The following is a 13494-nucleotide window of genomic DNA, read 5'->3' as shown; positions in this document are numbered from 1 at the left end:
GGTGGGTGTCTGGTCGGTCTCCAGACTTCCGGCGCCGGGGCGCGGGCGCGTCGGACGTGAGGGCGAGGCCCGGGCTACTGCCCGGGGAGACGCGGGACCGCCGCTACTCCCCGGGGAGTACGGCGGCGGTCAGGCCCGGTCGACCATCCAGTTGCCGTCCTCCTCGTCGTCGACGCGGACCTCCAGCTCGCGCAGGCCCATGCCCGCGTCCCAGAGTTCCCGGAAGCGCTTGAGCCGGTCCCGCACGTACTCCTGGCGGGCGGTGAGCCGGGTGCGGACGTTGACGTCGCGCAGGTCCTGCTCGATCTCGAACGACACCTCCTCGTCGTAGAGGATGAAGTCGTTGGTGGTGCCGCGCTGGAGGTGCGGGGGCAGCTCGGGCAGGACCGCCACCCGGACGTCGATGCGGCGCAGCTCCTGCTCCTCGCACAGCCGCAGCAGCCGGTCGTCGAGCTCGCGGGCGCTTCCCAGCAGGAACAGGCGGCGCACCGAGACGCCCTGTTCGTCGATGGCCGCCTGCTGGGCGTCGAGGTAGCGTCCGGCGGGCTCGCTGTTCCAGAACTCCCGGTCGACGGAGGTGCTGGTGGCGAGGATGGAGTGCTCGGCGGCGCGGGTGAGGGTGAGCATCCAGTCGTGGTTCTCGCCGGGGCACTCTGCGCTCAGGTTGGTGAGGTCCGCCATGTGCCCGACCACCCGGGACATCTCCAGCCGCACGAAGGTGTGCAGGATGGACGGGTTGGGCAGCAGGACGTCGGCGAAGCCCTCGGCCAGGTCCGGCAGCCGGTCGATGCGGACCGGGTCCAGGGTGCGCGCGGACTCGGCGGGCCGGTGGTCGGCCTGGGCGACGTGCGTCTCGACGAGCTGCTTCACGTCCTCGGTGTGCCGGGTCAGGCCCGACTTCAGCTCGTCGTCGTACCGGCTCAGACCGTCGCGTACGGCGGCGGTGTTCTCGGCCAGCGCGGCCTCCACGCGGCGGGTGTGCTCGTCCAGCGGGCTCCGTCCCGCGCCCGGGGCCAGGCCGAGGACGTACTGGACGGCCAGCGCCGCGCCGGCGCAGAGCACGGCGGACAGGAACTGCCGCATGGTGCCGTCGTCCGGGTCCAGGAGCGCCGCGACGCTCCAGAAGAGGCCGCCGACGACGAGGGCCACCAGGACCGTGCGGGCCCAGGGGGACTCGCCCCTCGGGTCGATCGGGCTGGTCGTGCGGGGTGTGTCGTCGGGGCGGGGTGACTGTGCCGTGCTCATCTCGCTCTCCCCCCGTTGGGATACGCGTCGGATCGTGCGGGGACTGGCGTGCGCCGATGTGCGTGCGCTGATGTGCGTGCCGGACGTCGGGGCCCGGTCAGGGAGCCGGTTCCACCTCCCGGTGGGCTGCGGGAATGGCGTGCAGGGTGAGCTGGTCGCGGATGCGGTGCACCAGGGCCTGCCACTGCCGGGTGAAGCCGGGCCGTTCCTCCAGCGGGTCCCACAGCGCGGCCAGTTCGCGGGTGACGCGGGCGCCGGGCATCCACAGGTGGAGCAGGTGGTCGACGGCCGGGCGCAGGGTCCGTACGACGGTGTCGGCGTCCTGGGCGGCCCCGGCGCCCAGCCGCAGACCGTCGAGCATGCGCACGACGGTGGTCAGCAGCCAGTCGTGCAGGGCCAGGTCGTCGCAGAGCGCGGCGAGGTCGGCGGCGGTGACGGTCGCGGGCACGCGCAGGCGCACGGTGCGCAGTTCGTCCTCGGCGAGGGTGAACCGTTCGAGCCGGGGGCCTTCGCCGGGGTCCGCGGGCAGGGCCGCCCAGCGCAGCCGGGTGGGACGGGAGCGGAAGGGCGGGCGCTGGTCGAGCAGCGGGTGGCGCAGGACGCGCGTGAGCAGGCCGTCGGCGATGAGGCCGACGTCGAGGTCGCCCTGGCGCGGGCCGCCGAGGACGCCCTGTGCGACGGCCTCGTGGGGGAGCCTGCCGAGCGGCTCGACGACTCCGGGCCGCACCAGGTACTCGCCCCAGGGCCGCCGCTGGTCGGGGCCGGTGCCGGGCAGGCCGCAGTGCGCGGAGGTCTGCAGGACGCGGCCCTCGGTGAGCGCGGCGTGGGCGGTGACGGTGCCGACGGCGCGGACGCGGGCGCCGTTGGCGCTGGGCAGGGGGCAGTCGACGCCGGTCAGGGTCTCGGGGGAACGCGCGTAGAGACCGGGGCGCTCGGAGAGCAGGACCCGCTCGCCGGGCCGCAGGCCCAGGAGCTGGGCGGCGGAGCGGATGTCGAGGGCCTGCCGGGCGGGCAGCAGGCAGGTGCGGATCTCGCCGCAGGCGAGGACGGCGGGCGGGGTGCTCTGCCGCGGCGCCATGTCAGGGCCCCGAGTAGTACACGTAGGAGATGCGGTCGGCGACCGAGTCGGGGACGGCCATGCCTTCCTTCCCGGAGCGCTCGGCGACCTGCTCCAGTGCGCCCGGGTCGGCCACGACCTGGTCGAGGATCACGCGGACGGCGTGCTCGACGGGGAGGAAGCGGGTGGGCAGGACCGAGCAGGTGCGGTAGGCGGCGAAGGGGGCCGCGCGGTCGTTCAGCCGGAGCAGGGTGGGTAAGTCGTCCCACGTGTCGGGAAATCCGGCGGTGGTGTGCGGCTGGGAGGCGAGGACGGCCTCGCCCTCGTGGCGCAGGAGTCCGAGGCGGGCGAGCTGCCAGACGGCGGCGAGGAAGGGGCAGGACCACAGGCGCTGCCCGTCGGCGTCGTCGCTCCACAGCTCGACGTCGAGGAAGACGGAGTGCCGGCGGGCGGCGGTCTCGTGCGGCGGCTGCCAGGGCACGGCCCGCTTCATGGCCTGCGGGGCGCGGGCCACGGGGCTGCGCTCGCCGTTGGCGAGCCAGCCGGTCTGCGCGGCGGGCGGGCGCAGGCCGTAGCTGCCGGCCGGCGGGGACTCCACGATGCGGGCGGCCACCGCCTCGGCGACGGGCACCTTGCCGGTGACGGCGCAGCCGGACTCACGGGCCAGGTAGTCGACGCCGAGGCCGGCCCGCTCGGCCTCGGCGAGGAGCATGGGGACGACCTCGGCGGGGGTGGAGAAGCGGGTGAAGTAGTCGTCGATGAGGAAACAGGTGCTGATCCGGGCCCGCTTGCCGCCGGCCCGGGCGGTGGCGGCGGTGCGGGCCGCCTCCACCCAGGGGCGCACCTCGGCGAAGTGCGCCCGCAGCCGCTCGGGCCCGGCCTCGAAGTCCTCCATGTAGAGGTGGCCCAGCTCCAGGGAGAGGTGGGCCAGCGGCACGGACTGGGTGCGCGGCTCGGCGGCGGTCTCGCTGTACACGGACTCCGTCACAGCCGCCCCCAGTGGGTGTCGTCCGTCAGGCGCCGGGCGATCTCCTCCAGCGCCTCCAGCGTCTCCTTGTTGGCTATCTGGGTGGAGAGGACGTCCTCCTCGGTGATCAGCTGCTCCTGCCACTGGAGGATGGGCTCCAGCGGCACGATGCCGAGGACGACGCTGTCGCCGATGCGGTGCTCGGCGGCGAGCCTGCGCAGCGCCTCGTCGCACGCCTGCATCCAGGTGGCCTGGGCGGTGGAGCCCTGGGACCACAGGGGCGACTCGGGGTCGGGCACGGCGGCCCGTACGAAGCGGATCGCGGCGCGCAGGCTGTCCTCGTCGTGGCCGCGGTCCACACCGCCGCCGATGATGCCGTGCTCGGCGTGGACGAGTCCGGAGGCCGCGATCACGTGCTGGCGGGTCCAGCGGTGGAAGACCAGCCAGCGGAACGGGACGCTGCTCATCCGGGGGTGCGCGGTGGCGGCGAGGACCATGTCGACGGCGTAGCTGCGGCCGGCGCTGAGGTCGACGAAGGTGACGTCGAACTCGCTGTTGAGCCTGAGCAGCAGGTCGACGCAGCGCTCCAGGGCCTCGTCGCCGGTGGCGAACTCGCCGCCGCCGGCGTCGCCGGGGAACAGCACCAGCCGGCCGGACTGGTTGGGGCGGGCGCGCAGCAGGGGGTGCTCGGTCTGCCGCCAGACGTCGATGCGGACCGGTTCCGCGGTCTCGCCCTCCAGGTAGGAGTGGAGGCCGAGGTCCTCGGTGCCGCGCATGGCGCTGGGTACGTCGAAGACGGCGGCGGCGGTGGGTGAGCCGAAGTCGAAGTCGACGTAGGCCACGTGGTCACCGGTGAGGGCGCGCTGGTAGGCCAGGTTGGCACTGGTCACCGAGCGTCCCGTGCCTCCTTTGTCGGAGGCGGCGAAGACCAGCACCTCATACCTCCTGGGCGGCGGCGCCCCTGGCCTGCGCCAGGGTGTCGAGTTCCTGGAGCACGGGCAGGGCCAGGGCGAAGGCGGTCGCGGGCCGTTCGTCGACGAGGCTGCGGGCGTGGTCGAGGCGGCTTTCGATGCTCCGCATGGCCCTGGCCCGGCTTCCGTCGGGGGCGGCGGACGCCTCCAGCTGCTCCCGGCCGAACAGGTGGGTCGCCTCGCTGAGCAGTTCCCGGGCGAGCTCGGCGAGTTCGGGGCTGCGGATGGGCTGCTGCTCGTAGAGGCTGCGGGCGGCGACGAGGCATTCGGTGACGCGCTCGGTGATGCTCCAGGACAGACGCGGTCCGGCGTCCCGGGCGTCGGGGTAGACGGCCTGGATGCTGTCCCAGAGGCCGGCGCCCTCGTCCTCGTCGATGCGCCGCTTCCACAGGTGCTCGAAGGACTGCTCGGCGAGGCGCAGCAGTCGGTCCTGGGCGCCGATGTTCCGGGAGAGCTCGGCGAGCTGGATGATCCGCTTGAGGAGCTGGGCGGAGAAGTCGGTCATCCGCCACATGAGCTGGCCGCCGGCCCGCTCGGACCCGGCGAGCGGCATGGTGACGCCGGGGGTGTGCAGCAGGAGGGTGGGGTCCCTCTTGGTCATGCGGCTGGTGACCCGGCCCCGGTCGGCGAGGCGTTCCATGATGGCGACGGTGCGGGTGAGGTCGTCGTCGGTCGCCTTCCGGCGGACCAGGTCGTGCACGAGGATGGCCGCGACGGTCAGCGAGAAGTACTCGGACTCCAGGCGCAGGCCGGTGGTCTGCCAGGGCAGGTCCTCCAGGGGCCAGCGGTCGGCGCCGAAGCGGGCGATCGCGGACCAGTACTGCTGGCTCAGCTCCCAGCGCAGGCGCAGCATCTCGGCGAGCTTCTGCTGGTCCTCGTCGAGCAGGCCGAGGGTGAGGGTGCGGTCGGAGAAGAGGTCCTGGATGCCGTCGAGGGCGACGACGGTGAAGTACACGTAGGGCAGGCGGTCGGCGATGCCGTCGGGCTGGCCGACGGCGTCGACGTTCAGGTCGGTGATCCGGGGTGCGTCCCTGACGATGCCCCAGGCCCAGCCGCACTCGAAGAGCTGGCTCTCGTCGCGGATGCCCTCGTCGACCTGGATGCCCCTCGACAGGCTCTCGATGATCGTGGCGCGCAGCGGGCGTAACCGCCGGGAGAACTGCTGGAGGACGATCCGGTCGGACTGTCCGCCCTGGCCGATGACCTGGATCAGCCGCTTGCCCTGCTCCGACTCGGAGTCGAAGACGTTGACGGTGAAGGAGCGCAGCAGGCTGATCATCGCGGCGGTCAGCCGGGCGTTGGTGGCGTCCCGCAGCTCGGCGACGGCCTTGAGGATCTCGGGCCGGGTCGTGGTCCCCTCGTAGACCTTGAGGAAGCCGAGGGTGGCGAGGCAGAGCGTGACCGACATGGAGTAGGAGTCGACCACGCCCAGCTGACGCTGTTCGTGGGTGATCGTGCCGTCGGGTTCGGCGGGGCGGAAGTAGTGGCCGCCGGAGAAGGTGGGACTGTCGTCCGTGCCGGTGTGGGTGCGCATGAACTGGGTCAGCGCGGCGATCAGGTTGGGCGGGATCTCCAGCCGGCTGCCGACCTGTTCGAGGGCGCGCAGGACGTCACGTTCGGTGGTGTCCGGCTGGTCGAGCCGGAAGGCGGGGACCTCGGTGGCCGGATACAGCAGGCAGAGCAGGCGTTCGGCGTCGGCGACGCTGCTCAGTCCGTCGGTGTCCCCCCGGACGAGCTTCCCGTCGTCGAACGAATGACGGGCCATGGCCTGCCAGATGTCCAGCAGGTGCTGGCGTGGCTTGATCTGCATCCCCGCACCCCTCGTACAGACCTCGTTGCCCTGTGTTCGGCATGTCTCCGTTGCGCTTGGTCCCCGCCCAGGATGTCCCCTTTCCTAGGGGGCGGCAATCTCCGAATTGCGCCGTCCCAGGGCGAGGAGCATTCCGTCGTGCCCCGGCCGCACCGAGTGGTGCAGGTCGTGGATCTCCAGCTCGCCGGTGAACGGGGCCAGGCTCTGCCGGACCGTCTCCTCGTTCACCCGGTAGGCCGGGTAGTCGTGTGCGCCGACGCGGTAGCCGACGGACTCCTTCATGAAGGCGGCGGCGAACGGCGCCCCCTCGTCGAGCGCGCTCATGAAGCAGCTCACGCCCCGGTGGAACTCCTCGGGCGCCTCGGACATGGAGTCGGCGACGAAGAACATGGTCCCGATGGACCAGCGCCGGTCCCCGCCCTCCAGGTCGAACAGGTTGCCGCGCTCCACGCGGACGATGTCGGCGACCAGCGGTCTCGGCTCGACGGCGGCGTAGCCGGGAGCCTCGCGCAGCACGTCCCAGAAGGGGTCCCAGGCGATGTCGTAACCGGCCGGGGAGACCTGCTTCTCCAGGTACTCGACGTTCGGGCGCGCGTACTCCAGCAGGAGCACCTTCTCGCACCAGGGCAGCATGGACAGGGCCGGGTAGAGGTTCGCTCCGGCGCCGACGTCGATGCCGCGGGCGGAGCGCGGGGGGACCCCGTCGAAGCAGCGGGTGAAGTAGTCGCGCATCAGCCGGACGATCAGCAGGTCGACCTCGAGCGGTGTCCGGTAGTTGTCGTCGACGTAGACCTCCGGATCGAACTTCGACCACGGTGCGTCGGCGTTGCGATCCATAGTCACCCTGCCACGTTCCATTCGATTTTGGACAAATCCCAGTACCGTTCACCGTAAGTGACACGGTCGCTACGGAACAGCGGGGGAATACGCCATCCTCTTCCGCCCGGCGCACGTCGGGCGCATGGTCGCACACCCGAACTCGCCCTTGCACGCGGGAAGTTGGACGCTCACTCTAGCCAGAAGCAGACACCGGCCGCCACAGGAGTCCTTCACCCGACCGTGTGCGGCTCGGATGCCCACGAGTTGACGCAGTCCGATCAGGGGGTTGCATGACCGCCGAACCGCTGGAACGTTCCCTCGACCACGACGACCGGCTCGCGCACCCCGGCCTGCCACCGGAGGACCTGCCACTGGACCTGCGCACGGCACGGGAGTCCGACCTGCCGGAGCTGCGGCGGCTGGACGAGGAGGTCTTCCAGGACTTCGCCTATCCCGGGTTCCTGCTGCGCCAGCTCTTCGACATGTACGAGGAGCACTTCCTGGTCCTGGACGACGGCACGGGCCGGCTGCGCGGTTACGTGCTGGCCGCCACCCGCACGATCGGCGCGGACAGCTGGATACTCGGGCTGTGCGTGACACCGGACCGGCGCCGCCACGGGCTGGGCCGGGAGCTGATGCGCGAGGTTCTGAGCCGGTTGCGCCGGGACGGCATAAAGGAGGTCCGCCTCACCGTGGAACCCGCCAACCTCGCCGCCATCTTCCTCTACCGTTCGCTGGGCTTCCGCCCCGAGGAACCCGACGGCGGGCTGCGTCCGGACTACTTCGGACCGGGTGTGCACCGCCAGGTCATGCGGCTGGACCTACCCGGGGGGCCGTGAGCCCGGCGCGCCCCGGTCCGCCCTAGGACGGCGTGCCCGCCGACTCCAGGAGGCGGGTCACGTCGTCGGAGCAGAGGGTGAGGGCCGCGCCGACGGTGGCCAGGGCGTCGCGTTCGGCGGGGGTGTAGGGGCCGTCGGCCAGCGCGATGCGGGCCCCCTGGAGCAGGATCGACTCGCGGCCGACGGCGGCGAGGTGCGGGGCCAGCGGGTCCAGGGCCTCGTGCAGCTCTATCGCCAGGCCCGGCACGCAGGGTTCGTCGCGGACCCGGCCGGTGTCCGCCTCCAGCGCCTCGACGAGCGCGTTCAGCTGGTCCTCGGTGCAGTCCTCGAAGCCGGCCGCGCGCACCGCGACGGTCGCGGCCTCCAGCGAGGTGCGGGAGCCGGTGCCGCCCGCGGTCAGGATCGCGAGGGCGACGGTGTGGACGGCGTCGCGGAGCATCGCGGAGAAGCGGGTGGTGGTCGGGTGGTCGAGGACGTCGGTGCCGTAGTGGCGGCGGCAGGCCGCGCACTCGACGGTCGGCGCGGACTCGCCGCGGGGCAGCACGGGCACGCCGAGCACCGCGAAGCGGCGGTGGCCGGTGAGGCGCGTGTAGTTGCGGTCGCCGCCGCATCCGGGGCAGAAGAACTCACCGTCGCCGACGGGCGTCCACGCGGTGCGGGTGCCCAGGATGCGTGGCAGCCGGGCAGCTCGGCCGTTTCGTCCAGGTCCAGGCACCACGTCGCACCTCCATAACGGCGCGACAGCATCGTCGCGCTGGCGTGATGTTAGCCACATCACCGACCTGGAGTCAGTACCCAGGACGAGACCTTTCCGTGACCATCACAGATATATGGCCGGTATATGACGGGGTCCCGCCCGCCGGTTTCCGGCGAGCGGGACCTCAAACCACTGATTCGGCTGGTCAGCGGGAAGCGCGGTTGACGGCGGAGACGACCGCCTTCAGCGAGGCACGCGTGGTGTTCGCGTCGATTCCGATGCCCCACAGCACCTTGTCGCCGATGGCGCACTCGATGTAGGAGGCGGCCTGCGCGGAGGCGCCCTCGCTCATCGTGTGCTCCTGGTAGTCCAGCAGCCGTACGTCGATGCCGACGCCCTGCAGCGCGTGGAAGAACGCCGAGATCGGGCCGTTGCCGGTGCCGACCAGGGTGGTCTCCACGCCGTCCACGGTGGCGTCGACGGTGAGGGTGTCGACTCCGTCGCGGTCGGTCGTGGTCTGCCCGTTGGCGACCTGGATGCGGCCCCAGGGGTTGTCGGGGTTGGGCAGGTACTCGTCCTGGAAGACGTCCCAGATCGCGGCCGGCGTGATCTCGCCGCCCTCGGCGTCCGTCTTGGCCTGGATGTTCTTGGAGAACTCGATCTGCATCCGGCGCGGCAGGTCCAGGTTGTGGTCGTTCTTCAGGACGTAGGCGATGCCGCCCTTGCCGGACTGCGAGTTGACCCGGATGACGGCCTCGTAGGAGCGGCCGACGTCCTTGGGGTCGATCGGCAGGTACGGGACGGCCCACTCGATGTCGTCGACGGTGACGCCCTTGGCGGCCGCGTCGGCCTCCATCGCGTCGAAGCCCTTCTTGATGGCGTCCTGGTGGGAGCCGGAGAAGGACGTGTAGACCAGGTCGCCCACGTACGGGTGGCGCGGGTGGACCTCCATCTGGTTGCAGTACTCCCACGTGCGGCGGATCTCGTCGATGTCGGAGAAGTCGAGCTGCGGGTCGACGCCCTGGGAGAACAGGTTCATGCCCAGGGTGACCAGGTCGACGTTGCCGGTGCGCTCGCCCTGCCCGAACAGGCAGCCCTCGATGCGGTCGGCGCCTGCCATCAGCGCCAGTTCGGCCGCCGCCACCGCGGTACCGCGGTCGTTGTGCGGGTGGACGGACAGGCAGACGTACTCGCGGCGGGACAGGTGGCGGCCCATCCACTCGAAGCGGTCGGCGTGCGTGGACGGCGTGGAACGCTCCACCGTGGCGGGCAGGTTGAGGATGATCTCGCGGCCGGGGCCCGGCTGGTAGGTGTCCATCACCGCCTCGCAGACCTCCAGGGCGAAGTCCAGCTCGGTGTCGGTGAAGATCTCCGGCGAGTACTGGTAGCCGAACTCCGTCTCGGGGCCCAGCAGCTTCTCGGCGTACTCCATCACCAGGCGGGTGCCGTCGACCGCGATCTGCTTGATGTCGTCCCTGGAGCCGCGGAAGACGACCCGGCGGAAGACGGGGGCGGTGGCGTTGTACAGGTGGACGGTGGCCCGCCTGGCACCCTTCAGGGACTCCACCGTGCGCTCGATCAGGTCCTCGCGGGCCTGGGTCAGTACGGAGATGGTGACGTCGTCCGGGATGGCGTCCGGGTCCTCGATGATGGACCGTACGAAATCGAAGTCGGTCTGGCCGGAGGCCGGGAAGCCGACCTCGATCTCCTTGTAGCCCATCTTGACCAGCAGGTCGAACATGGCCCGCTTGCGGACCGGCGACATGGGGTCGATCAGCGCCTGGTTGCCGTCGCGCAGGTCGGTGGAGAGCCAGCGGGGAGCGGTGGTGATCCGCTGGTCGGGCCAGGTGCGGTCGGCGATGTCGACCTGGTCGTAGCCGCGGTACTTGGCGGTCGGCATGGGGCTGGGCTGCTGGCGGTTGGCCATGATGGCGTGGGCTCCTCGTGATGTCCGCGGTGTCAGCGGGTGACGGCGGTGTCACCGACCTCAGCGTGTGACGTCCGCGTGTCCGGAAGGACGGCCGACGGCACCACCAAGCTCCGCGGGGAGGGAGTCGGCCTCTACAGGCCCTCGCCGCGGCAGCTAAGGAGAAGCAGCCCGAATCGCATGATGCCCAGCACCTTAGCCGAGTCACGCGGGTCACGCGGGTCCGTATCAGTATGCGGGACCGAGGGGATAACCGGGACAAAAAGTGCCGTATACCACTCCCGGCCGGTCACGGGCACTTCCTGGCGCCGCTTTTCACCAATCATGGTTGCGGCTGGTGACACTGCGGTCACGCAGTGCGAAAGTGCCGGACATGACGACATACGGGGGCTTCCAGCCCGTCTTCTGCACGATCGTCCCGCCCCACGTCCTCGACCGGCTCGCCCGGCACGCGGACCCGGTGCTCGCGGGGCCGGCCCGGCGCACCCTCCAGCGCGACGCCCTGGAGCGCACCCGCCGCGGTCTGACCACGGTCATCGGCGCCCCCTCCGTCGCCCCGCCGGCCGGCGCCGAACCCGGGCAGCCGCAGCGCACGGTCTACGACGCCCGGCACGGCACCGACCTGCCGGGCCGCGAGGTGCGCGCCGAGGGCGAGGAGCCGGGCAAGGACGCCACCGTGAACCGCGCCTACGCGGGCCTGGGCGCCACCTTCGAGCACTACCTGGAGGTCTACCGGCGCGACTCCATCGACGGGGCGGGCCTGCCGCTGGACGCGACCGTGCACTACGACCGCGAGTACAACAACGCGTTCTGGAACGGCGAGCAGATGGTCTTCGGCGACGGTGACGGGGAGATCTTCCTCGACTTCACCATCGCCCTGGACGTGATCGGCCACGAGCTGACCCACGGCGTCACCCAGCACACCGCCAACCTGACCTACTACGGCCAGCCCGGCGCCCTCAACGAGTCGGTGTCGGACGTCTTCGGCTCCCTCATCAAGCAGTACTCGCTGGGCCAGACCGCCGCCGAGGCCGACTGGCTGATCGGCGCCGGGCTGCTCGCGGAGCGGGTGACGGGCGAGGCGCTGCGCTCCATGAAGGCGCCGGGCACCGCCTACGACGACGACGTGCTCGGCAAGGACCCGCAGCCCGCGACGATGGACGGCTTCGTGCGCACCGGCCGCGACAACGGCGGCGTGCACATCAACTCCGGCATCCCCAACCACGCCTTCTACCTGCTCGCCACCGCCCTCGGCGGGCACGCCTGGGAGCGGGCCGGGCAGATCTGGTACGACGTGCTGACCGGCGGGGAGCTGGCCGAGGACGCGCTGTTCGCGGACTTCGCGGCGCTCACCCTGAAGGCCGCCCGGGAGCGCTACGGCGACGCGAACGAGCTGGAGGCGGTCGGCAAGGCCTGGGAGCAGGTCGGGGTGCGGACGTCGTAGTTCCGTACTAGACACGGGTCCATGCGGATTCAGGTGAGGCGCACAGGAGGCTTCGCGGGCATCGAACGCCACGCGGAGGTCGAGACCGCGGGACGCCCCGACGCGCAGGAGTGGCACGCGCTGGCCGAGCGGGCGGTCGCCGACGGCCGGAGCACCCCGCCGGTCGGGGTGCCGGACGGGTTCAGCTACCAGCTCACCGTGGACGGGAGGACGGTGTACGCCGCCGACCCCCGGCTGACGGAGGAGCAGCGCGCGCTGATCTCGCGGGTGCTGAAGGAGGGGGCGTAGGGGACGACACCCTCTGACCCCGCCCGCGCGCACGGCCGTTGACTTCCCCGGCCGGGGGTGCGGATGATCCGCGCATGGCGACTGACGCGATGCCGCGGTTCCCGGACGGTTTCCTGTGGGGCGTGTCCACGTCCGCGCACCAGATCGAGGGTGCGGCCGGGATGCGGGGGCCGTCCGTGTGGGACGCCTTCACGGCCGAACCGGGCCGGGTGAAGGACGGCTCGACGGCGGCGGTGGCCTGCGACCACTACCACCGGTACCGCGAGGACGTGGCCCTGCTCGCGGGCCTCGGCGTGGACGCGTACCGCTTCTCGGTCTCCTGGCCCCGGGTGGAGTCCCCCGGCGGCCTGGACTTCTACGACCGCCTGGTGGACGAGCTGTGCGCGGCGGGCGTACGGCCGGTGCCGACGCTCTTCCACTGGGACCTGCCGGCCGGTCTGGACTGGCTGGAGCGGGACACGGCCGCCCGGTTCGCCGCGTACGCGGCGGTCGTCGCGGAGCGCCTCGGCGACCGGGTCGGCACCTGGATCACGCTCAACGAGCCTGCCGAGCACACCCTGCTGGGCCACGCCCTGGGCGTCCACGCCCCCGGCCGCGAGCTGCTGTTCGACGCGCTTCCGGTCGCCCACCACCAGCTGCTCGCGCACGGTCTGGCGGTGCGGGCCCTGCGCGCCGCGGGCGCGACGGACGTGGGCATCGCCAACTCCCACGGCCCGACCTGGCCCGCCTCGGACGAGCCGGCCGACCGGGATGCGGCGGACTTCTACGACGTGCTGCTGAACCGGATGTTCTCCGACCCGGTCCTCACCGGGCGGTACCCGGAGGGCATCGGCGAGCTGATGCCCGGCTCCCCCGAGGAGACCGACGCCGACCTGGAGATCATCGCCGAGCCGCTGGACTGGTACGGCGTGAACTACTACGCGCCGACACGGGTGGGCGCCCCGCAGGGGACCGAGACCGGGTCCGGCGGCGTGACGCTCCCGGCCGGACTGCCCTTCTCGGTGCGCCCGATCGAGGGCCGGCCGCAGACGGACTTCGGCTGGCCCGTGGTCCCGGAGGGGCTGACGGAGCTGCTGACCGGCTTGCGCGACCGCTACGGCGAGCGACTGCCGCCGGTCATGATCACGGAGAACGGCTGCTCCTACGAGGGCCTCGACGACCGGGAGCGCATCGCCTACCTCGACGGGCACGTCCGCGCCCTGCACCGGGCCGTGGAGGCGGGCGTGGACGCGCGCGGCTACTTCGTGTGGTCGCTCCTGGACAACTTCGAGTGGGCCGAGGGATACGCCCGCCGCTTCGGACTGGTCCACGTGGACTTCACGACGCTCGCGCGCACGCCCAAGGCGTCGTACGGCTGGTTCCGGGAACTGGTCCGTGCACAGCGGTGCCCGCCGGTCGGATAAACCCCTCGGTGCTGTCGGCGGGGAGTC

General features: G+C 71.8%; 12 protein-coding genes. 4 read left to right on the top strand and 8 right to left on the bottom strand.

The genetic code is table 11. The features are described from left to right. Positions 1–129: 129 nt before the first annotated feature. From EV562_RS07150 to EV562_RS07125, 6 genes are all read right to left on the bottom strand, one after another. Positions 130–1245, bottom strand: coding sequence for a hypothetical protein (locus EV562_RS07150; RefSeq protein WP_133885796.1), 1116 nt, complete (start codon positions 1243–1245; stop codon positions 130–132). 97 nt (positions 1246–1342) lie between these two features. Further along, complete coding sequence (locus EV562_RS07145; protein ID WP_133885795.1) at positions 1343–2323, bottom strand: SCO2521 family protein; 981 nt, start codon at positions 2321–2323, stop codon at positions 1343–1345. A gap of 1 nt (position 2324) precedes the next feature. After that, positions 2325–3290, bottom strand: a complete 966-nt coding sequence (locus tag EV562_RS07140) for an SCO2522 family protein (RefSeq protein WP_166661631.1) — start codon at positions 3288–3290, stop codon at positions 2325–2327. Beyond that, positions 3287–4204 (bottom strand): SCO2523 family variant P-loop protein, encoded by a 918-nt coding sequence (locus tag EV562_RS07135; protein WP_133885793.1) that lies wholly within the window; start codon positions 4202–4204, stop codon positions 3287–3289. Before EV562_RS07135 ends, EV562_RS07140 begins: the two co-directional genes overlap by 4 nt. Position 4205: 1 nt before the next feature. Beyond that, on the bottom strand, positions 4206–6050 hold the full coding sequence (locus EV562_RS07130; RefSeq protein ID WP_133885792.1) for an SCO2524 family protein: 1845 nt from the start codon (positions 6048–6050) through the stop codon (positions 4206–4208). An 84-nt stretch (positions 6051–6134) separates the two neighbouring features. Further along, a complete protein-coding gene (locus EV562_RS07125) occupies positions 6135–6908 on the bottom strand; it encodes an SCO2525 family SAM-dependent methyltransferase (RefSeq protein WP_133885791.1) in 774 nt (257 codons plus the stop codon). 251 nt (positions 6909–7159) lie between these two features. Here EV562_RS07125 and EV562_RS07120 point away from each other — a divergent pair, with 251 nt between their 5' ends. Further along, positions 7160–7708, top strand: coding sequence for a GNAT family N-acetyltransferase (locus tag EV562_RS07120; RefSeq protein ID WP_133885790.1), 549 nt, complete (start codon positions 7160–7162; stop codon positions 7706–7708). A 22-nt stretch (positions 7709–7730) separates the two neighbouring features. Here EV562_RS07120 and EV562_RS07115 read toward each other — a convergent pair whose 3' ends face one another. Both EV562_RS07115 and leuA read right to left on the bottom strand, forming a co-directional pair. Beyond that, positions 7731–8426 carry a TerB family tellurite resistance protein gene (locus EV562_RS07115; protein ID WP_133885789.1) on the bottom strand — a complete coding sequence of 232 codons (696 nt, stop codon included), beginning with the start codon at positions 8424–8426 and terminating at the stop codon, positions 7731–7733. 184 nt (positions 8427–8610) lie between these two features. Further along, on the bottom strand, positions 8611–10332 hold the full coding sequence (gene leuA, locus EV562_RS07110) for a 2-isopropylmalate synthase (protein WP_133885788.1): 1722 nt from the start codon (positions 10330–10332) through the stop codon (positions 8611–8613). Positions 10333–10705: 373 nt separating this feature from the next. On the opposite strand from leuA, the gene EV562_RS07105 reads away from it, so the two are divergent. From EV562_RS07105 to EV562_RS07095, 3 genes are all read left to right on the top strand, one after another. After that, positions 10706–11776, top strand: a complete 1071-nt coding sequence (locus tag EV562_RS07105) for a M4 family metallopeptidase (protein ID WP_133885787.1) — start codon at positions 10706–10708, stop codon at positions 11774–11776. A gap of 21 nt (positions 11777–11797) precedes the next feature. After that, entirely contained in the window at positions 11798–12064 is a 267-nt protein-coding gene (locus EV562_RS07100) for a protealysin inhibitor emfourin (RefSeq protein WP_133885786.1), read from the top strand. Between the two features lie 74 nt (positions 12065–12138). Beyond that, entirely contained in the window at positions 12139–13467 is a 1329-nt protein-coding gene (locus EV562_RS07095; RefSeq protein WP_133885785.1) for a GH1 family beta-glucosidase, read from the top strand. Positions 13468–13494 lie beyond the last annotated feature (27 nt).

It is taken from the genome of Streptomyces sp. BK208 (assembly GCF_004364245.1).
Classification (GTDB): domain Bacteria; phylum Actinomycetota; class Actinomycetes; order Streptomycetales; family Streptomycetaceae; genus Streptomyces.
Note: the sequence above shows the minus strand (reverse complement) of the source record. Positions and strands in the feature narration are given on the sequence as shown.

Bases quoted from the DNA above. Each gene is read 5' to 3' on its own strand.
- EV562_RS07150 (WP_133885796.1), bottom strand. From the start codon at position 1,245: ATGAGCACGGCACAGTCACCCCGCCCCGACGACACACCCCGCACGACC.
- EV562_RS07145 (WP_133885795.1), bottom strand. From the start codon at position 2,323: ATGGCGCCGCGGCAGAGCACCCCGCCCGCCGTCCTCGCCTGCGGCGAG.
- EV562_RS07130 (WP_133885792.1), bottom strand. From the start codon at position 6,050: ATGCAGATCAAGCCACGCCAGCACCTGCTGGACATCTGGCAGGCCATG.
- EV562_RS07125 (WP_133885791.1), bottom strand. From the start codon at position 6,908: ATGGAACGTGGCAGGGTGACTATGGATCGCAACGCCGACGCACCGTGG.
- EV562_RS07120 (WP_133885790.1), top strand. From the start codon at position 7,160: ATGACCGCCGAACCGCTGGAACGTTCCCTCGACCACGACGACCGGCTC.
- leuA (WP_133885788.1), bottom strand. From the start codon at position 10,332: ATGGCCAACCGCCAGCAGCCCAGCCCCATGCCGACCGCCAAGTACCGC.
- EV562_RS07105 (WP_133885787.1), top strand. From the start codon at position 10,706: ATGACGACATACGGGGGCTTCCAGCCCGTCTTCTGCACGATCGTCCCG.
- EV562_RS07100 (WP_133885786.1), top strand. From the start codon at position 11,798: ATGCGGATTCAGGTGAGGCGCACAGGAGGCTTCGCGGGCATCGAACGC.
- EV562_RS07095 (WP_133885785.1), top strand. From the start codon at position 12,139: ATGGCGACTGACGCGATGCCGCGGTTCCCGGACGGTTTCCTGTGGGGC.